Origin of the sequence: uncultured Adlercreutzia sp., assembly GCA_910585575.1 — a bacterium.
Lineage (GTDB): Bacteria > Actinomycetota > Coriobacteriia > Coriobacteriales > Eggerthellaceae > Adlercreutzia.
In genome coordinates, this window is the sequence record CAJUFS010000014.1 from 1 (window position 1) to 20,064 (window position 20,064).

The window sequence follows — 20,064 nt, forward strand, 5'->3', positions numbered from 1 at the left end:
TTCGCGCCGGCCATCGGCCCCACGGTGGCGGGCTTCGTCATCGATCAGGCCGACTGGCACATCCTCTTCTTCGGCGTGTTCGCCATCTCCGCGCTCATCATTGTGATGTCGCTGTTCTTCATCGACAACAAGCCGCCGGCGAACAAGGGCGACGCGGTGCTCGACCCGCTGTCGCTGGCGCTGTCCACACTGGGCTTTGGCATGCTGCTCTACGGCTTCTCGGCCCTGGGCTCCAACGGCTTCACGCCCGTCACCGTGGGCACGACGCTGGTGGGCATCGTGGGCGTCGTGTGGTTCTTCATTCGTCAGACGCGTTTGCCGCACCCCATGCTGCGGGTCGAGGTGCTGAAGAACCGTCGCTTCCTTATTGGCACCATTATCGGCATGCTTGTGCAGGGCGCCTTGCTGGCCGCCGGCATCCTCATGCCCATCTACATTCAGTCCCTGCGCGGCTTCTCGGCGACCCTGTCCGGCCTGGTGCTGATGCCCGGCGCCATTCTCATGGGCATCATGAACCCCATTGCCGGCAAGCTGTTCGACCGCCACGGTCCGCGCAAGATGGCCATTACCGGCATGTCGCTGCTGACGTTGACCACCGTGGCCTTCGCCATTTTGAACCTTGAGTCGAACATCATCTACATCACCATCGTGTACACCGTGCGCATGTTCTCCATGGCCCTGGTGAACATGCCCATTACCACCTGGGGCATGAACGCGCTGGACAACAAGGTCATGAACCACGGCACCTCGGTGAACAACACGCTGCGCCAGGTAGCGGGCTCTCTGGGCACGGCCATTATCATTTCGGCGTCCACCATGACCCAGGCCGCCACGGTGCCCACCTTCGGTGAGGCCCAGGGCACCATGTTCGGCATCAACGTGGCCTTTACCGTGTGCGCTCTTCTGTGCCTTGTCGGCCTGGTTATGACCATTGCCCTGGTGAAGGACAGGCCCGGCGAGGAAGCGGCCGTGGACGAAGAGGGCGCGCGCAAGTCGCTGCTGAAGTCCATCATGAAGACCGACGTGTTCTCGCTGCCCATCGACGCCACGGTGGAGCAGGCCATGCGCTTGTTCGTGAACAAGGGCATTTCCGCGGCACCCATTGTCGACGCTCACGGCGAGCCGGTGGGCTTCGTGTCCGACGGCGACATCCTGAAGCGCCTGTCGCCACGCGGCGCCTCGTTCACCGATCCCATTGTGCTTATCAACCGCACCATGATCGACGAAGAGGGCTACGAGGAGAAGCTGGTGAAGCTCATGGCTATGCCGGTGCGGGAAATTGGCGCCGCGCGGCCTATTTGCGTCAGCGTTCATGCGAAGCTGCCCGACGTCTGCCGCGTGCTGGCCGAGAACCATCTGAAGAAGGTGCCGGTGCTCGAGGACGGCCACATCGTGGGCATCATTAACCGTAGCGACATCACCCAGTACTCCATGGCTGCGTATCTGGCCGATCACCCGGAGCGTGCCGTGGGCGTGGGAGCCGGCCCCTCGGGCCAGGACGAGTGCGTGGAAGATGCCAGCGGCGTGTGCGAGCTGCCGTCCAAATAAAATCAAGCGGCCCCGGCGAGCAAGGCAACGGGGCCGCTTGGGCTTGGGAAGCCGCGAGGCGATGGGCTTCCGTGCTACCAGAGGCTGAGTGAAGTGGTGTCGTTTGAGGCAGGATTGGCATTCAGTATCTCTAACCTCTATCCTAGCCATTTCCCGTTCCAGGGCTTTGCACGGCGGCGAAACGTGGCCGAACTGCTAAACTAGCAGGCAGCTGAAATCGAGGACAGGAGAGTCCCATGTTCGGAGACAATCTCGAGCGTATCGTGGCGGCCATTGAGAAGAACTACGAGGCCGACGAAATCTTCTTTACGAAGCCCGGCCGCCGCTTCCCTAGCCGCACCGCCATCAAAGGGCTTATTACCGAGCTGCGCCGCGTGCTGTTCCCCGGCTACTTCGGCCCCGAGATGCTCACGCCCCAAACAAGCCCGGCCTACTTCATCGGCCAGGCGCTCATCGACATCGAGGCCGTCCTGCGCGAACAGCTTATTTTGGCCCTTACCTATACCTCCGACGATCGCGACGACCTTATCGAGGCCGGAAGCCCCCACTGCTTGGGCTGCGGCTCCGACGCCATTTGCAAGCAGGCCGCCGACATCTGCACCGCTTTCTTCGATGAGCTGCCTCACATTCAGCGCGTGCTGCTCACCGACGTGCAGGCGCTCTACGATGGCGACCCGGCCGCGGGCTCGAAGGAAGAGGTCATCTTCACCTACCCGGGCCTGTACGCCATCTACGTGTACCGCATTGCCAACGTGCTGTACCGCCTGGGCGTGCCCATTATTCCGCGCGTGATGACCGAGATCGCCCATTCGTCCACGGGTATCGACATTGGCGCCGGGGCCACCATCGGTGAGTACTTCTTCATCGACCACGGCACGGGTGTAGTTATCGGCGAGACCACCATCATCGGCGAGCACGTGAAGCTCTACCAGGGCGTTACCCTGGGCGCGCTTTCTACCCGTGGCGGTCAGCGCTTGGCTGGCGTGAAGCGCCATCCCACCATCGAGGACAACGTCACCATTTACTCGAACGCCAGCGTTTTGGGCGGCGAGACGGTTATCGGCGAGGGCTCCGTCATCGCCGGCTCCACCTTCGTCACGTTCAGTGTGCCCGCGAACTCCCGCGTGTCCGTCAAGGAACAGGAGATTCGCGTGCGACAGCCCGGCGAGCGCGACTAGGTTTCCGCGAGCCGCTCGTTCGCGGCTCCCCGTACCTGCTGCCTTCCTGCGGTCGTCGATGACCTCAGGAGATAAGCTCTGCGGTAGAATAGCCTCCAGCAAGTACGTTGGAGGGAAAGGGAAGAGCAGTGGGGGCTCTCCTTGAGAGGCTTACGGGCAATATTTCACCGGCGGCCCTTTTGACATCGACCTTCTTTTGGAGCTGGTTCGATGTCGTACCGTTGGGCGCGGCCATATTTCAACAGTTGGGCGGAAAAGTGGAGATGCTGCCTTTGGCGGTCTCTCTATTTGTCAGCGTTGTTGCGTTGATGGGATGCCTGCAGCTCAGTCGGAAACGGCGCTTGGCGCTTCGCCCGCGAGCATTCGCAGCGTTCTCGCTGGTGTTTGGCACGGGGGGCGCCGGCCTCGTGTTCGCCGGCGTCCTGGTCGGGTCGGTGCCGGCTCTGGTGGCGGGCGGTTTGCTTGTCGGTGTGTACGAGGCCATCGGCATTATTACGTCGGGGAGTATTGCCACGTGCGAAGGCACGACAAACGCCCTGGTTCATATTGCCGTAGCTTTGCCGCTCAACATCATCCCCATCCTTCTCATTGCGTTTCTTGAGCCTGGGGCCGCTATAGTCCTGGCTTGCTTGCTTCCGCTGCTTTCCGCCCTCAGCTTCGCCGTCTATACTGCGCGGAGAGGGAACGCTGAAGCGTTGGCCACCGTGCTGCGGGCGCGCGGTGCTTCGGGCGCCTCGCCGCTGCGCGCCCTGGTAAAAGAAAACGGCATCTTTTTGGCCATGGTGCTGGTGGTAACCATGGGCTTTGGCGTGGTGAACGTGCACACCATGGTGGCCACGGGGCAAAATCCCTTCGATGAGTACTTCTCTCTGGCCATTCGCGCCGCGGTCAGCGCTTTGGTGCTCTTCGGCTATCTTCGATTTTCTTGGAATCCCCGTTTTCTGTTCAATCTCGCCGTTGTGGTTATGGCGGTAAGTCTTGTCGGAGCTGCAGTGGGCTTGGCTCCCTTTTCGCAATGGGTCTATCACGCTGCGTACATCTGCTTCGATCTTCTTATTTGGGCGATCATTATTGCGCTGAGCTACAGCGCTGGTGCTCCTCTTGTCCAGGGCATCGGCGTTGTGCAGGCCGTGGACCAGCTCGGCATATTCATTGGCACCGTGGTGGCGCTGATGCTCCCAGCGGGACAGGTGCAGGAAGTGCTCTATGCCGCCTTGGGCGTGGCAGCGTTATTGCTTACCACGGGACTGTTGGTGCGCCGCCAGTCGGTCATTGACGATTTGGGCAAGGCCGACTTTGACTTCGCTGATGCCGCGCCAACGGAGCCTTCTTCCGTTGAGGCTGGCGATCCCCTCGCGGTGGTTCCGGCCCTGAAGCCGCTCGAAGAGATAGCTGCACGCTACTTTCTCTCTGATCGCGAAGGCGATATCTTGCAGCTGCTGGTGGCCGGCCGAACGGTTCCCTATATTGCCGAGCAGCTGTGCATTTCAGGCAATACCGTAAAGACCCATGTGCGACATATTTACACCAAGCTCGATGTGCATACGCGCCAGGAATTGCTTGATGTCGTGCGATCGCCCGAGGAATAATCCCAGGTGAGCCATCATCACTATCGGGTGATTCTCGCAAAAAACACCCGATAGTGATGAACACTGCCTCTTCCTTCTACGGTTCAATAGCAGCGTCGTCCAAGCCCGCAAAGGGGCAAGGAGGGGGCGACGGAAAAGGAGGAAGGATCATTATGAAAAGCATGATGACAAGGCGTGTGGCTCTGCTGAGCGCCGTGGCCCTGGTGGCTGCGTTGGCCCTGGGTGCTCTTATGGGCTGTAGCCAGGGATCGGGATCGTCGCTGGCCAGCACCGACTCGACCACCATGACCACGAAGACGTTGGTGAAGACGGCTACCAACGAAATGACGCTCATGGACTGGGATGTAACGGCCGACGAGAGCCCAGTGACTATTGCGAGCGGTGATCCGCGTTTCGCCGAGTACATCGAGAACTTGGGCGAGCTTACCGGGTTTACCATTGAGGATCTGACCATGGTGGTGCAGGTAACTGAGTTTGCCGGCGCAGAGATTGCGGCAACTCACGAGAACGTGACCGACAACATGTACCGCATTGAATCATTGCAGGCAACCGTTGACGGTCAGACCATCACCTACGAAGACGGCGACTTCAAATAATCCCGCTTCGCACATTAAGTTCACTCCTATGAAAGAGGTATCCATCATGGCAGAACTGACAAGAAGGAATTTCCTGTTCGGAGCAGGTATGGCCGGAGCCGCCTTGGCGGTGGTCGGTATGGGGCAGAAGGCCTACGCTGCGGGCAAGGACGAGGAAGAGGAAGACTGGGCAAGTCAGGTAACGGAAGAAATCTCCTGCGACATCCTGGTTGTCGGCGGCGGCTTCTCCGGTGTGGCCGCGGCCGTTCAGGCGGGCGAGCACGGCGACAAGGTGCTGCTCATCGAGGGCCAGTCGGCTTTGGGCGGCAACGGTACCGGCGTGGAGTGCACCAACGCCTATGGCCTGCATCCCAATTCACACGAGGCAACTTTGGGCGAAATGGTGCGCTATGAGGCCGACGCTCAGTCCTACACCGTGAACCAGCAGTTCATTCGCGATATGATCAGCCATGCTGCCGAGAACGTGCAATGGCTTATCGATAACGGCGTGCAGTACGAGGCCATCGAGGACCTGGACCCGGCCTATCTGGAGATGTACAAGCAGGGCCGCTATCGCGCCGAGTTCAGCTTCGACTACGTGTACAAGGGCGGTGCCGCTGGCATCGGCTACTTCCCCTATATGAAGAAGAAGCTGGCAGAATATGGTGTCAACCTGCGCCTGAACACCCGCGCTCGCGAGATTATCCCCGGCGAGAACGGTGCTGTGGCCGGTGTGTACGCCACCGACACCTATGGCGACACCATTAAGATTAACGCCAAGGCCGTCATTGTGGGCACCGGTGGTTTCGGCGAGGATGCCGATCGCATGGGCAAGCTTGGCATCGACCTCGATGACATTCGCATTATCGGCACGCCCGGCCACTACGGCGACGGCGTTTCCATGATGATCAAGGCTGGCGGCATTGAGCACGGCGCCCCGGCGTTCGGTTGCACGAACATCATCGGCTCTGCAGGTCCCTGGGGCCCCATCTGGGACAAGCTTTGTTGGGGCGGCCCCAGCTTGTGGGTTGACATCAACGGAGAGCGCTTCTCCGATGAGGCTTGCTCCACCTACACCCACAACTTCGAGCTGCAGAACGTTCCGGTGCGCCTTGCCGGCGGCACGTGCTGGGCTATCTACGACACGCCCATCCTGGAAACCATGATGGAGGGCGACGAGGAGTGCGCTCAGCTGTGGAAGGAAATGGTGGAAACGGGCGACGATGCCTACCAGGCCAATTCCTTGGAAGAGCTGGCCGATATCATGGAGGTGGACAAGGAGCTGTTCCTGGCCCAGGTCGAGCAATACAACGCCAATGTGGCCGAAGGCGTGGACAAGGATTACGGCAAGGATAAAGAGTACCTCATGCCCATCGCCACCCCGCCTTTCTACTGCGGTCTTATTCGCGGCGCCTTGGAGGGTCTGTACTCCGGCGGCGTTAAGACCGATCGCCAGTTCCGCGTGAAGAAGCCCGGCCGCGACCAGGCCTTCCCGAACCTGTTTGCGGTGGGTGCCGACGGCGGCATGCTGTACAACAACATGTACGGCATTGACATCAACGGCTCCATGACCTGCCATGGGGTGAACAGCGCCCGTACGGCGGCCCACACGGCCCACGAGTACGTGAGCCAGCTGCAAGCCTAGCCGCCGTCTCATCGAGCGTTTCGCTTCGATGTAGCCTCCCTCTAAGCGCGAGCCCACCCTCCCTGGCTCGCGCTTTTTTCTTTGGTTGCACGCCAGCAGTTTCAGGGGCTCTGCCGATAAAAGGGAACTCCTGGCAGTCAGAGACCCCGCGCCTTCACTAGACGATCTTCGTCTCGTCGAGCTTCTTGAGGAACCAGTTGTTGAGGCGAATGACGGGACGGCGCAGCACCAGTCCCAAAATGAGCGACGGCACCAGGAAGGCCGCCAAGAGCCCCATGCTCACCGCGAAGTGATTGCCGTAGATGCCGGCCATGGCTCCTTGGAACGCCTCCATGGAGTGGGCGAAGGGCAGCCATGGGTAGATGACTTGGAACCAATCGGCTGACATCTGCACGGGCATGAGGCCGCCGGCGCCTCCCAGCTGCAGCACCAGGCCGATAATGGCCAGGGCCTTGCCAATGTTGCCGAAAGACACCGTCAGCGTGTATACCAGGTTGGTGAACACCACCGAGGCTAGGCAGCAGGCCAGCAGGTAGAGCCAGAAATGCTGGCACTCCACGCCCAGGAAGAACACGTTGCCCAAGCACACGATGATAGCCTGCAACAGTCCCAGCACGGCGAAGACGCCGTAGCGACCCAGATAGAGCTGGGCCTGGGTGGGGGCGTGGCCGACCTCGCGCGTCAGGGCGGCTTGGCGCTGCGGTGACACCTGCACCGACATGAGCGCCACCATGAAGATGGCGCCGATCCATAGGCAAAGCGAGGTGTAGAAGGGGCTCATGGCGCTGCCGTTGTTGGCCATGGCGTACACCGGGTGCTTGACCAGCTGGGTGGGGGCGGCGAGGAACTGCGCCACCGCCTCGGGGTTGTTGCCGATAATGCGGCGCACCTCGTCGATGTCGCCGGTGTTCACCGCGTGCTGCAAGTCATCGCGGCCCTCGGCCAGCTCTTTGGCGGCCTGCTTGAGGGCGGTTGCGGTTTTCTTCAGCGAGGTCTCGGCGGCATCGAGGCTCGTGCCGAGAGACGTGGTGGTGTCTCCCAGGCTCTCGGCTGTGGACTGCAGCGAATCGGTCAGCCGCTGGGCGTCGTCGCCCACGGAAGTAAGGCTGCTGCTGAGCGCTGTGAGCTTTTCCTTCAGCTGGTCGCGATAGGTGCTTTGGGAGGCGTCGAGGGCTTGCCGCGCCTGATCAAGGGCTTGATTGGTTTCGCTTTGCGTTTGCTGGAGGCGCTTCTCGTCGCTTCCCAGGGCGCTGGAGGCGGCTTTCAGGGTGTCCTCGAGAGCACCGAGCTGGGCTGTGGCCTGGGCTGCCGCGGCGGTCGCATCGCTGTCGGGGATGAGCGTGGCGAGCTTGTTGCTGAGGTCTCGGTAGGCCTTCTTCAGGGCCGCCACGTCGGTTTGGCAGGCATCGAGGGTTTTCTGCGCCGCTGCAGGATCGTCCTTCATGGTGGCGAAGGCCTGGTCGGCGGCCGCCTGCACGAAATCGAGGCTGCTTGAGGAGGAGGCGAGGGCCTGATCGGCTGCGGACGCTCCCTCCGTAAGACCCTTGTTGGCGCTGGAAAGGCCCTTCTGGGCCTCGCTGACAAGCGGCGTGACCGCACTGGGGGCGGCGCCGGCGTCTTTCAGTACCGAGGAGGTGGCCTCCACAAGCGACGTCGTGGAACCGAGCAGCCCCTGGTAGGCCTTCACCTGCGAGGCCGCCCCTTCCAGCTCGTCGATGGCCGTGTCCATGCGCTCGAGCAGCTGCTGCATGTAGCTCATCAGGCCATCGCCGCTCATGAAGGTGGTTAGATCCGAGGTGGTGCCCAGGGCGACGTTGGCCACGGTTTCGGTGAAGGTTTGGTCGATGGTCTCTTCCAGATCGGTGGCGCCCGTCGAGGTGACGCGCTGCGCGATGGCGTTTTCCTTCTCGTTGTCGTAGTAGACAATTTCGGAATGCTTGATATCGCCCGAGAAGACGGTCATCAGGTCGGCGGAGAACGAGGGGGGAATGACGATGGCCGCGTAGTACGCGCCCGATTTCACGCCCTCGATGGCCTCGTCCTCCGACACGAATTCCCAATGGAACTGGTCGTTGGCGCGCAAGGCTGAGACGATCTGCTCGCCGGCATTGATCTTGGTGGGGATGAGGTCCGATTGGTAGCCCTCGTCGGTGTTGGCCACTGCCACGTTGATGTTCCCCGTGTTCGCATAGGGGTCCCAGAAGCCGAGGGTCGTGAACCAGGCGTAGAGCGGGGGTACCAGCACCAGGCCCAGCACTACGATGGCGGCAATGACGTTGCGCAGCAGATGGCGCATGTCGCTGGAGAAAATGGCCCAGATCATCTTCACTTGCCATCACCGCCTTGGGGTCGTCGCTCCTCGGAGCCACCAGGCTCTTCTGCCGCTGAAGAACCCAGCTGCCGCTTGGCTTCGGCCTGAAGGTCGTCGGGGCTGAGGTTCGCCAGGGCCAGCTGGTGGGTGAGGCTGGTATTGAGGTAGCTGATGACAATGAGGTAGGCGTCCACCACGATAATGCCGATGACCATGGCCACCAGCATCTCTACGCGGACGTCCACGTCGGCGTGCACCAGCACCATGATCAGGAACGTGACAAGGGGCTGGGCGAACAGCGCCACCCAGCCGATGCGCACCAGCCGCGGGTAGTTCTTCTGGAAGCGGGCGGCGCGTCGGGCGAGGGCGGCGCGGAAGCCTTCCGCGTTGAGCAGCGCCTTCATAAGGGTACGCGTCCGGTAGCGCAGGGTGCCTCCCTGGGCGGCTTGCCGCGCGCTGGTGGTAACAGGCTCGGCTTGGAACAGGTCGGTAGCGCCCAGCTTCTCGTCGAACATGAGGTTCAGGTTGAAGTCGGCGCGCCCCACGCCCAGGCCGATGAAAAAGCCCAGGGGCACGAAGAGCAAGCCCAGGCACAGCATGTCCTTCAGATAGTTCATGCCGTAGAAGCCGCCGATGGCCTCGCGCATGGCGTCAATGGAGTAGGTGAAGGGCAGCAGGGGATGGATGGCCTGGAAGAACGCCGGCATCATCTCAATGGGGAACATGCCCGAGCTGCCGGGAATCTGCATGATAAGCAGAATGACGGCGATGGCCTTCCCGATGTGCCGCGAGGCATAGGCCAGGGCGTACATGAGGTTCACGTCCACGAAGACGGTAAGGAGCCCGGCCCCGATGAATGCCGCGGGGTTTTCGCACTGGATGCCCATGAGCAGGTCGCCAGCGCAGCAAATGAAGCCCTGGGCCAGGCCGATGGTCACGTAGAAGAGCCAGCGTCCGAGGTAGGCCTGAGTGGGGGTGAACTTCGGCAGCCCCGTCGGGTCGACGCGCAAGCGCACGATGGCCATGAGGATGAAACCGGCTACCCAGAGGGCCAGGTTGGTGAAGAAGGGAGCCACGCCGCTGCCGTAGTTCTTGACGGGGTAGACGGGCACGGTCTTCAGCGCGACGGGGGCGGCCATGAACGATCCGATGTCGTCGGGGTTCGCCTTCAAATAGGAAGCCAAGTCTTTCACCGTGGAGGAATCTTGCAGGGCGGTGAGATCCTTCAGCGTATGGTCGAGGCTTTCCTCCATGGACGTGAGCGAGGTGGCCGTGGTGCCCAGGGAGTCCTCGGCGGTGCCCAGCGTGCCGTCCAGCTCCTGGAGCAGCGTGTGCGCCTGGGAAAGGGCCGGCTTGAGCCCGGTGAGCGCGCCTTGCAGGGTGCCGCAGGCTTCCACGAGGTCGTCGAGGCTTGCGGAGAGGGACGGCAGCACCGAGGACTGGAAGCTCTTGGCGGTATCCTGCAGCGAGGCAGCGCCTTTCTGGGCTGCCTGGTCGAGGGCCGTGGCCTCCTGGCCCAGGGCGGTGTTGGTGGCATCAAGGGAATCGGCCAGGGACGCAAGGGCGCTGACGGTCTTCTCCAGGTCTTTTCCGTCCGTCTGAGCTTGGGCCAGGGCGTCGGCCACGCTGGGGTTGGCGTCGGCTTCGGACGCCAGGGACGCAACCAGCTTCTCGTTGGCCGCCAGCAGGGCCTGCGCCTCTTGGAGGGACGCCTTGGTCTGACTTTCCGCTTGCGTTACGGCGCCCGTCACGGTGCCCAGGGCCTGCTGGGCGCCGGTGGCGGCGGCACTTAGCTTGAGGGCGCCGTCGACGGCGTTCTTCGCCAGCGAGGTGCCGTAGGTGTCGGCCGCCTTCCGCGTTTCGGCCAGCAAATCCTTCGATTCGCCGATGGCTTCAAGGAGGTGCGGCACGTCGTCTTGGAGCCCCGCCACGGTTTCAGCGGCGTGGCCCACGGAGCGCCGCGCCTCCTTCACGGTATCTTGCAGGGAGGTGAGGGCGGCTTCTGTGTCGATCACGGTGCTATGAGCGGTTTTCAGCCCCGCAGTCAGGCTGCGCTCCGACTCGTCGCCTTTCTGCTCCGCGTAGGAGCCAGCCGCTTGAGTGGTGTCCACCACTTTCTCGGCGACGGTTTCCACGAAGTTCTCGTCGATGGCCTTCTGCACGGCCTGGGCTCCCGCGTCGGTGACTTTCGGGGCGATGGACGAGGGCTTCTCGTTGACGTAGTAATCAAGGGACGGCTGGGTGAAGTGCCCTGTGAAGACGCTGGCGAAGTCTTCGCTGAAGTTCTCGGGAATGACGAGGGCCGCCCAGTAGCGCCCTTCGTAGACGCCGTTGATGGCGCTTTCTTTATCGGTGAATTCCCAGCCCAGCTCATGGTTGTCCTTCAGCTGGTCGACCACCTGGGCGCCTACGTCGAGCTTGCCGGCCACGGCGCTGTCATCGCCTTTGTCGTCATTGGCCACGGCCACCTTCATGGAGGCCGTGTTGTTGTAGGGATCCCAGTTGGCCGCCACCACGTACCAGGCGTAGGCCGAGGGAATGACCGCCATGCCCAGCACCACGACGAGGGCAATGGGGTTGCGCAGCACGCGTTTCACGTCCCGGAGGAAAATGGCGAAGATGACGCCGAGATATGCCTTTGCTCGCTTGAACACCGCCTGCTGCATCCCATTTGGCTCGCTGCTGCCTTCTGCGAAAAATTATCCCAAAGCTCAGCGAAGGAGCAGACAGCGCGGGCGCTTTGTCAACGCCCCGTGGCCTGGCGTTCAGGGGAAGGGAACGAGGGGCGTGGACCGCGCCGACGGAAGCGGCTAGGCGGCTTCATAGATGAGAGCGCCGTTGTCGTCTTGGTTACGTTGCGCGCGGCCCGTGTCCACGAGATAGTCCAGGTAGCCGAAGAGCGTGGCCACGCGCCGCGCCCGCACGCCACGGGGCTGGCCGGCGAAGCCGCCCGGGCGCGCGGTGTCGTAGGCAGTGGTGACGGCGTGGACCGTGGCAGGCCCTTGCGCCTGCAGGATGGCCATGGTTTTGTCCAAGGGGCGCTGGTGGGTGGCTACGATGCGGTCGATCAGGCGGTTGATGGCGTCGGAGCCGATGAGCGCCTCGTGGTGGCTGAGCAGCGCGCGCTGCAGCCCAAGGCCGCGCAGGGCGGTCATGCTTCCCAGATAGTTGGCCAGCAAGTGCTGATCGGGCTGCAGCTGCATGACGCCGGGCGCGCCGAGGATGAGGTGATCGCCGGCGAAGAGAACGCCGCGCTCGCGGTCGAGCAGGCAACGGTGCTCGGCCGTGTGACCCGGCGTTTCGATCACTTCCAAATGCCAACTGGCGCGGTCGAAGGCTGCCCCGTCGTTGACGGGATGGACGGCGGGCGATTCCTCGAAGAGCGGATTGCCCTCGCCCAGCAGGAAGGCAACGAATTCGTCGAGCTCCTCATCGCCCGCGGCGCGGGCGCCGGTGACGGTAAGGAACTGCTGGATGGCGGCCGGGTCGAAGGGCCGGCACGAACCGCGGTGCACGCGCTGCGCGCCCTGGTGCAGGACGTAGGGCACGTTGCCCGCGTGGTCATCGTGGAGATGGGTGAGGAACACCTCGGTGTTTTCCCAGGTGCCACCCGTTGCCCGAGCCAGGTCGTCGAGGAAGTCCATGCCACACAAGTCGTAGTGGCCGGTGTCTACCAGAAGCCCTCCGTCGTGGGGGTTGCCCACGGCGTAAAGATCGACGCGATCGCAGAAATGGAAGCCTTCCAAGGCAAAGGCCGTATGGTAGAGCCCGGGCAGCTCCTCGACGGCCTCGACCAGAGGCGTGGCCGTCACCTGGGGATAACGCACGGGCACCTGATGGACGGCGCCGAGCCGATCGACATAGGAGCGCGTTTCCCCCGCGTGGGGCTGGTCGAGCCAGGGGATGAGACTGCTGGGTGTGTCCATGGAATCCTTGGTTTACGGTAGCTTTGTGGGAAGCCGATGAAGCAACGGTGACACCTATTTTGCGCCTCTGGTCGAACAGAGGCAATGGCTATAATGGACGAACTGCCCCTTGGCCTAGACTAGGGACAAACTCATGTCAGAAAGGAGGCCGTCATGGCCGATCGCACCATTGAAAATGACAGCCAGGAAGTCCCCGAGATCCCCGAGGAGCTCGAGCGCGTGCTGGTGTTCTCCCTGGACGAGGCCAAGGAGAAGATCAACAACGGCGAAGACCTCATTCCCTTCACGTCCCTTATTGTGAAGGACAACCTGTTCATCGAGTCCCATCCCGGCGATTCGGCCGAGGAGTGCTTCGCGGCTGCCGAGGCCAACGTGCGCGGCGCGCGCGGAGCCGGCGCCTACGCCTTCTGCTACGACGGCTATATCGAGACCGACGACGGCGTGAAGGACGCCATCATCGCCGAGGGCGGCGAGCCGGGCGCCGATACGGGCTACGCCGTGGCCTACCTTTACACGGTTGACGAGCAGGGCACCTATAATTTCGAGTCCGAAGCAGCCTACATCGGCGAGGCCCCCAACTTCATGGAAGGCCTGAAGGAGCCGGTGGACTACGCCGACGAAGACATCGAGGAGAAGTACCTCGACATCGACGAGGCCGACATCGAGGGCGACGAGAAGCCGGCCGAGTAACGAGCGCGACTGTAGCGTCGCCTTGCCGGCGGCACGCGAGGGCGCCCCGTGACGGGGTGCTGTGCCCCGCTGGTGCCCCTATGCTGGAAGGCTCGGCCCCGCGTCCCGCGGCCGGACGGTTGGGGCAGCGCCGCCCCGCACCCTGGGTGGGACAACCAGGGCTGCACCATGGCCTTAGGCTGTCGACTCCCCATCCCCAGGCCTGGAATGGCAAGACTGACGGCGCCCAGGTGTCCATGCTGCCAAGCCGACGTCGTTGGGTCCATGCTCCCCAGCTCGTGCTGTTGGGTCGCATTGTTAAGGCGCGAAGCTGAAAAAGCTTCGCTCCTTTTTGCTGGCAGCCCAAAAGCTCTGCTCCCGGTGGTCAAAAGAGCCTCGAGGCGGGGCTTTGGTTCGAAAAGCGCCGACTAAGGTCGAATATCGGTCGAGGCGGGGCTTTTGCGAGCTCGAAGAAGCCGATTGGATGGAAAATGCGCCCCCGTTGGCCATCCCGTGGCCAATTAGGGCGCGCTTTCCGCGCCGAACCACCGCCTCGATCGTTTTTCGACCTTAAAAGCCTCGAATCCCGCAAAACCTTCAACTTGGAGCTTATTTTGACCTTGGGCACGTTCGGAGGCGGCGGAACAAGCGCGAACTCATGAGGAAATCGACGCTAGACAGGGCGGTGCTTCTGAGACGAGTAGCTTGCCGGCAAGGAAACGGCAGGCTCTGGGCAATCGCGGACTTAAGAAGAAGTCAGTTTCGGGCCGCCGCGGATCCAGAGACCAATTGGTCCTGGTCAAATGATGAGGGCGACAGCTAAGCCGAATCTGCGAAAGGTATCTTAAGGGGAGAAAAAGAATGAGGCGGCGAAGAGGGGTACTTCGCCGCCTCGGAGGAGGGGGTAATGCGGCTTGAAGCCGCAGTCTGCTCACAAGGGGTATGAAGCAGAACGGAGCGAAGCAGGGGAACTTCGAAACTCCGTGATTAGAATTTTATGACGAAGGTCATCCTTTGGGGCATTTCCCCATATAAACGGAGGGATTTCAGCGGTAGAGGGCGCTCCAACGCAGTCGAGGCTCCGCTCGCCCCGACTCAGCTTCCGCTCGCCCTGGGACGAGGTTTTCGCTGAATCGGCGGTCGCGTCCCTCTGGAAAGGTCCATCTTCCGCTAGGATGGAATCAAACATCGATCCCTCGAGCAAAGGATGGTCGTCATGGCGGATATCGCGCTGCGCTTCTTCAAGGACATGCTGGTTCTCTCCTCTCCCGTGGCCGGTGCGCTGCGCCGCCATGGCGTGGAGGGAGAGCGCGAACAGATGCTGGCGCTTCTGCTCGAGCCCGAAACCATCGAGGAGGCCTATCGTCTGGAGGCGGTGGCTGGCCCCCAGTGCTTTGTTGCCGACACGGCCGAGTTGACCCCGGCCCGTTTGGCGGCTCTGGGTATGGACGGCCGCGGCGAGCAATTGGCGGCCACGGCCTTGGAGGCGGTGGAGTCCTTCACGCCCCAACACGTGCTGGTGGAGTTGGGGCCGTGCGGGCTGCCGCTCGATCCGTCGTCGAAGAGCTCCCTGGTTGAGAACCGCGATCAATACGCGCGGGCTGCCCAGCTGTTCGAGGGGCGCACCTTCGATGCGTTCTTCTTGAATGGCTTCACCACCTGCGGTGATTTGAAGTGCGCGCTGATGGGTGTGCGCAAGGTAAGCGATGCGCCCATCTTCGCCTCTGTCGATATCCAGGAAGACGGCATGCTGGCCTCTGGCCGCGGCACGCTGCGTGAGGCGGTGGAGGTCATGGCCGAGTTCGGCGCCGCGGTGGCGGGTTTCGCCACGACGGCGCGTCCCGCAGTGGCGGCCGAGCGTGCGGCCGAGGCGCGCGAGGCGCTTGAGGCCATGGGCGCCGACTTGTGCTTGCTGGTGTCGCTGGTGGTAAAGGAACGCGATGCGCGTCAGCAGGCTCCTACCGATGCGAACCCCTACTATTGCGCCGACACCATGACCGGGGCAGCTACGGTGCTCCGTGGCGCCGGCGTCCAGTTCCTCCGTGCCGCCGGAGACGCCACGCCTGCCTACACCGGCGTGCTTGCTGTCACCGTGGCGGGTCAGGACGTGGTCACGGGCCACTAGCGCTTTCGGCTTCGGCTCGTTCCGCCGCATTCCGGCTTCCAGGAATGGGCGGTTTGGTTCCCCCGTGCTTTAGGTTCCAGGATCGCGCTGTTTGGTTCCCTTTGGACAGTCAAAATCGGAGTCTTTGGTAGCGGGTGGCCGCAAAAGGCCAGGTCGCGTCTTGGCCGATTCGAAGAAGCAGGTACCAAAGCGGGCCTTTCTGGAACTTCCGACGTTGGGGCCTGCCTTGTCCCTCCGCGCGGGGCGCGTCGGCGTCCCTGCGGGCACGCGCCGCTCCGCTGGCTCGCTTCGCTCGGGCGCTACGCTCCTTCATGCTTTTAACGGGGCGAGCTGCGCTCGCTTTTTGTTGATCAGTGTTCAGACGGTGCCCTCCGGGACGCCGACGCGCCCCGCGCTGCTCGTTGAGGATAGTGGAGGTTTGATGGGCTCTTCGCGCCGCGCCCCGCGCTGCTTGCCGGAGGCACTGTAGGTCCGCTTTCCGTCCCTCGTTTCCCGTTTGCGAGAAAAAGTTTTGGAGTTTTTCGGCGCGTAAAAACACATCTTGTTCGATTGCAACCGAACACCTCTCCGAGTACTATATATATCCGCCAAGTGAAGCACAAACACAATATATTGTGTGACACTTGGTTAATAACCCGGTGGAAAGAATGCGGGAAAAGTATTCGGAAACACGGGTTTACCCCCCAAGTAATTGAGAAGTGCGGCAATGGGGAAAACATCGCCGCACTTCTGCATGTTGTGGTTCGGTTTCGAAAGAAAGGACTTTGGTCACTATGGTCAAGACCATCATCAAGCGCGACGGGCGCACCGCAGAGTTCCATCCCCAGAAGATTGCCGATGCGGTGGAGAAGTCGTTCCAGGCCTGTGCTGCCATGCAGGATCGTGCCACGGCCGAGGAAATTGCGCAGAAGGTGGTCGACAAGCTGGAGAGCGGCGCCATCGAGGGCACGCCCACGGTGGAGGGCGTCCAGGACCTGGTGGAGGAAACCCTCATCGAGTCCGGCTTCGTGCAGACGGCCAAGGCCTACATCCTGTATCGCGCCGAGCGCAATCGCGTGCGCGACGTGAACTCCCGCCTCATCCAGACGCTGAAGGACATCACCTTCTCCAAGGCGGCCGATTCCGATATGAAGCGCGAGAACGCCAACATCGACGCCGACACGGCCATGGGCACCATGCTGAAGTACGGCTCCGAGTCCGCCAAGCAGTTCTATGAGATGTGCGTCATCGACCCGCGCTTCGCCCGTGCCCACCGCGAGGGCGACATCCATATCCATGACATGGACTTCTACACCCTGACCACCACCTGCTGCCAGATTGAGCTGCGCAAGCTGTTCAAGGGCGGCTTCTCCACGGGTCACGGCGTGCTGCGCGAGCCCAACGACATTTCCAGCTATGCGGCCCTGGCCTGCATCGCCATCCAGTCGAACCAGAACGACCAGCACGGCGGCCAGTCGGTGTGCGACTTCGACTACGGTCTGGCTGAGGGCGTGCGCAAGACCTACCGCCGCCTGTTCAAGAAGCATGTGGCCGAGGGCGTCGACCTGCTGTCCGACATCGCCGACGATCGCGAGTTCGTCGAGAACCTGCTGGCTCAGATCGAGCAGTCCACGGGCGTGGTGGCCTCGCTGTCCATGGACCCCGAGTTCCGCGCTGCCGTGGTAAGCGGTCTTGAGGCTGCCGGCATCGACGCCGCCACCGCTGAGCGCGTGGTGGCCTATGCCGAGAAGAACGCCTCCCGCGACACCGACCGCCAGACCTTCCAGGCCATGGAGGCCCTGGTGCACAACTTGAACACCATGCACTCCCGCGCCGGCGCTCAGACGCCCTTCAGCTCGGTGAACTACGGCATGGACACCAGCCCTGAGGGCCGCATGGTCATCAAGAACATGCTGCTGGCCACCGAAGAGGGCCTTGGCTCCGGCGAGACGCCCATCTTCCCCGTGCAGATCTTCCGCGTGAAGGAAGGCGTGAACTACAACCCCGAGGATCCGAACTACGACCTGTTCAAGCTGGCCATGCACTGCTCGGCCAAGCGCCTGTTCCCCAACTTCAGCTTCCTGGACGCTCCCTTCAACGCGCAGTACTACAAGGGCACTCCGGAGACCGAGATTGCCTACATGGGCTGCCGTACCCGCGTGATGGGCAACGTGTTCGACCCCTCCAAGGAGGTCACGCCCGGCCGCGGCAACCTGTCCTTCACCTCCATCAACCTGCCCCGTCTGGCCATCCGCGCCAAGGGCGACCTGGATCTGTTCTTCGACCTGCTGGACTCCAAGCTGCAGCTGGTCACCGGCCAGCTGGACGAGCGCTTCGAGATTCAGGCCCGCAAGCATGTGTACAACGCGCCGTTCCTCATGGGCCAGGGCGTGTGGATCGACTCCGAGAAGCTGCTGCCCTCCGATGAGCAGCGCGAGGTGCTGAAGAACGGCACGCTCACCACGGGCTTCATCGGCTTGGCCGAGGCCTTGGTGGCTCTGACGGGCCAGCATCACGGCCAGTCGGCCGAGGCGCAGCGCCTGGGTCTGGAGATTGTGGGCCATATGCGCAGCTACTGCGACCGCATCTCCCGCGAGCGCGGCATGAACTACACCCTCATCGCCACGCCGGCCGAGGGCCTGTCCGGCCGCTTCGTGCGCATGGACCGCGCCCGCTACGGCGTCATCCCCGGCGTCACCGATCGCGACTACTACACCAACGGCTTCCACGTGCCGGTGTACTACGACATCTCCGCTTTCGACAAGATTGCCAAGGAGGCGCCCTACCACGCGCTTACCAACGGCGGCCATATCAGCTACATCGAGCTCGACGGCGACCCGACGGACAACCTGGAGGCCTTCGAGAGCGTTATCCGCTACATGAAGGACTGCGGCATGGGCTACGGCTCGGTGAACCATCCGGTCGACCGTGACCCGGTGTGCGGCTACAACGGCATCATCGAGGACGTGTGCCCCAAGTGCGGCCGCACCGAGGCCGAGCACCAGCAGCCCTTCGAGCGCATCCGCCGCATCACGGGCTACCTGGTAGGCACGCTCGACCGCTTCAACGACGCCAAGCGCGCCGAGGAGCACGACCGCGTAAAGCACGACGTGCCCGCAACGGACGAGGCTGCTGAGTAAGCGGCTAGAACCCAGCCAAGTCAGCAAAGAAGGGAGCCTTCGGGCTCCCTTCTTTTTGTATTGCTAGCCATATCTCGGATCTGAGAGGGGAAGGAGTACCGCCTAAATTTCACCTTCCCTTTACATTCGCCTTACGTGGTTCTCGCACGAGTTCCTTAGACTACGGTTCGCTGAAACAGGAAACGTGCGCCTAGATGCTCTGGGCGAAAGGCGAGCGGCGGCGCTGAGGCGCCCCGGTGAAGGAGAAGCAGTGCAGGAGTTGATGCAGATCGGACTGGGCCTTCTGGGCGGTCTGGCCATTTTTCTCTACGGTATGAACCTCATGAGCGGCAGCTTGCAGGATGCTGCGGGCGACCGCATGCGCTCCATTTTGGCAGCGGTTACCAAGAACCCCGTTATTGGCGTGCTGGCCGGTGCGGTGGCTACGGCCGTGCTGCAAAGCTCCAGCGCCACCACGGTTATGACCATCGGTTTCGTGTCGGCGGGCCTGATGAAGCTGCGCCAGGCCATCCCCATCATCATGGGCGCGAACATCGGCACCACCATTACGGCGCAGATCATCGCCTTCAAGTTGTCCGACTACGTGCTGGCCATCGTGTTCGTGGGCTTTGTCATCATGAGCTTGGCGAAGCAGCAGAACATCAAGCTGGGCGGCCGCGCCGTCTTCGGCTTCGGCCTGTTGTTCCTGGGCATCGACACCATGGGCGGCGTCATGAAGCCCTTGGCCACGAACCCGGTCTTCACCGACATGATTGCCGAGGTGGTGGGCGTGCCGCTGCTGGGCGTGCTGGTGGGCACCTTAATGACGGTCGTGGTGCAAAGCTCCAGCGCCACCATCGCCGTGCTGCAGAACTTCGCGGCTCAGCCGGGCATCGACGGGGCCAGCATTATTGGTCTGCACGGGGCCATCCCCATCTTGCTGGGCGACAACCTGGGCACCTGTATTACGGCGCTCATGGCTGCCATCGGGCAGTCGCGCGACGCCAAGCGGGTGGCCCTGGCCCACTGCATCTTCAACCTGTCGGGGTGCTTGCTGTTCGTGTGGCTCATCGGTCCCTTCGCCGGGGTCATTGCCGCCATCACGCCGGGGCCCGAGTTGGAGGTCATCGCGCGCCAGATTGCCAACGCGCACACGCTCTTCAACGTGTCTATGACCCTGATCTGGCTGCCCTTGGTGTCCCTTATGGTGCGCATGGTTATGGCGCTGCTGCCCGAGAAGCCGCGCCGGCCCCGCGATCCCCTGCACGATCGCGAGACGCCTTGGATGCCCGACGGCGCTGCGGCCTAAATACGGGCGCTCGTCTCAGAAGTTCATCAAGAACGTCACGCTTGCTTCGGGGGCGGCCGCAGGGCCGTCCCCCTCGTCGTACAATAGGCGA

At 62.5% G+C, this 20,064-nt stretch carries 12 protein-coding genes; 9 read left to right on the forward strand and 3 right to left on the reverse strand.

The features are described from left to right. From QZ307_RS02935 to QZ307_RS02955, 5 genes are all read left to right on the forward strand, one after another. On the forward strand, positions 1-1,548 hold a 1,548-nt coding region (locus tag QZ307_RS02935; RefSeq protein WP_295995605.1), incomplete at its 5' end, for an MFS transporter. Between the two features lie 236 nt (positions 1,549-1,784). Beyond that, positions 1,785-2,726 carry a serine O-acetyltransferase gene (locus QZ307_RS02940; protein WP_295995608.1) on the forward strand — a complete coding sequence of 314 codons (942 nt, stop codon included), beginning with the start codon at positions 1,785-1,787 and terminating at the stop codon, positions 2,724-2,726. Between the two features lie 380 nt (positions 2,727-3,106). Beyond that, entirely contained in the window at positions 3,107-4,315 is a 1,209-nt protein-coding gene (locus QZ307_RS02945; RefSeq protein ID WP_295995611.1) for a LuxR C-terminal-related transcriptional regulator, read from the forward strand. A 152-nt stretch (positions 4,316-4,467) separates the two neighbouring features. Beyond that, a complete protein-coding gene (locus tag QZ307_RS02950) occupies positions 4,468-4,911 on the forward strand; it encodes a hypothetical protein (RefSeq protein ID WP_295995614.1) in 444 nt (147 codons plus the stop codon). A gap of 46 nt (positions 4,912-4,957) precedes the next feature. Then, the gene (locus tag QZ307_RS02955) at positions 4,958-6,535 is read left to right on the forward strand and encodes an FAD-dependent oxidoreductase (protein WP_295995618.1); all 1,578 of its coding nucleotides are present in this window, start codon (positions 4,958-4,960) and stop codon (positions 6,533-6,535) included. Between the two features lie 157 nt (positions 6,536-6,692). Here the strand turns inward: QZ307_RS02955 and QZ307_RS02960 are convergent, their stop codons facing one another. From QZ307_RS02960 to QZ307_RS02970, 3 genes are all read right to left on the reverse strand, one after another. Continuing rightward, positions 6,693-8,858: a YhgE/Pip domain-containing protein gene (locus QZ307_RS02960; protein WP_295995689.1), complete on the reverse strand. Its 2,166-nt coding sequence runs from the start codon at positions 8,856-8,858 to the stop codon at positions 6,693-6,695. Between the two features lie 2 nt (positions 8,859-8,860). Next, positions 8,861-11,443, reverse strand: coding sequence for a YhgE/Pip domain-containing protein (locus QZ307_RS02965; protein ID WP_295995622.1), 2,583 nt, complete (start codon positions 11,441-11,443; stop codon positions 8,861-8,863). Between the two features lie 213 nt (positions 11,444-11,656). Beyond that, the gene (locus QZ307_RS02970) at positions 11,657-12,772 is read right to left on the reverse strand and encodes an MBL fold metallo-hydrolase (RefSeq protein ID WP_295995625.1); all 1,116 of its coding nucleotides are present in this window, start codon (positions 12,770-12,772) and stop codon (positions 11,657-11,659) included. A gap of 153 nt (positions 12,773-12,925) precedes the next feature. Here QZ307_RS02970 and QZ307_RS02975 point away from each other — a divergent pair, with 153 nt between their 5' ends. The 4 genes from QZ307_RS02975 to QZ307_RS02990 all read left to right on the forward strand — a co-directional run bounded on the left by QZ307_RS02975 (position 12,926) and on the right by QZ307_RS02990 (position 19,973). Beyond that, the gene (locus QZ307_RS02975) at positions 12,926-13,462 is read left to right on the forward strand and encodes a hypothetical protein (RefSeq protein WP_295995628.1); all 537 of its coding nucleotides are present in this window, start codon (positions 12,926-12,928) and stop codon (positions 13,460-13,462) included. 1,195 nt (positions 13,463-14,657) lie between these two features. After that, positions 14,658-15,566, forward strand: coding sequence for a homocysteine S-methyltransferase family protein (locus QZ307_RS02980; RefSeq protein WP_295995631.1), 909 nt, complete (start codon positions 14,658-14,660; stop codon positions 15,564-15,566). A gap of 773 nt (positions 15,567-16,339) precedes the next feature. Continuing rightward, positions 16,340-18,685, forward strand: coding sequence for an anaerobic ribonucleoside triphosphate reductase (locus tag QZ307_RS02985; protein WP_295995632.1), 2,346 nt, complete (start codon positions 16,340-16,342; stop codon positions 18,683-18,685). 250 nt (positions 18,686-18,935) lie between these two features. After that, positions 18,936-19,973 carry a Na/Pi cotransporter family protein gene (locus tag QZ307_RS02990; protein ID WP_295995635.1) on the forward strand — a complete coding sequence of 346 codons (1,038 nt, stop codon included), beginning with the start codon at positions 18,936-18,938 and terminating at the stop codon, positions 19,971-19,973. Positions 19,974-20,064 lie beyond the last annotated feature (91 nt).

What these genes read in the sequence shown, in the direction of transcription:
- QZ307_RS02940 (WP_295995608.1), top strand. Translation starts at nt 1,785, where the DNA reads ATGTTCGGAGACAATCTCGAGCGTATCGTGGCGGCCATTGAGAAGAAC.
- QZ307_RS02950 (WP_295995614.1), top strand. Translation starts at nt 4,468, where the DNA reads ATGAAAAGCATGATGACAAGGCGTGTGGCTCTGCTGAGCGCCGTGGCC.
- QZ307_RS02970 (WP_295995625.1), bottom strand. Translation starts at nt 12,772, where the DNA reads ATGGACACACCCAGCAGTCTCATCCCCTGGCTCGACCAGCCCCACGCG.
- QZ307_RS02985 (WP_295995632.1), top strand. Translation starts at nt 16,340, where the DNA reads ATGGTCAAGACCATCATCAAGCGCGACGGGCGCACCGCAGAGTTCCAT.
- QZ307_RS02980 (WP_295995631.1), top strand. Translation starts at nt 14,658, where the DNA reads ATGGCGGATATCGCGCTGCGCTTCTTCAAGGACATGCTGGTTCTCTCC.
- QZ307_RS02955 (WP_295995618.1), top strand. Translation starts at nt 4,958, where the DNA reads ATGGCAGAACTGACAAGAAGGAATTTCCTGTTCGGAGCAGGTATGGCC.
- QZ307_RS02975 (WP_295995628.1), top strand. Translation starts at nt 12,926, where the DNA reads ATGGCCGATCGCACCATTGAAAATGACAGCCAGGAAGTCCCCGAGATC.
- QZ307_RS02960 (WP_295995689.1), bottom strand. Translation starts at nt 8,858, where the DNA reads ATGATCTGGGCCATTTTCTCCAGCGACATGCGCCATCTGCTGCGCAAC.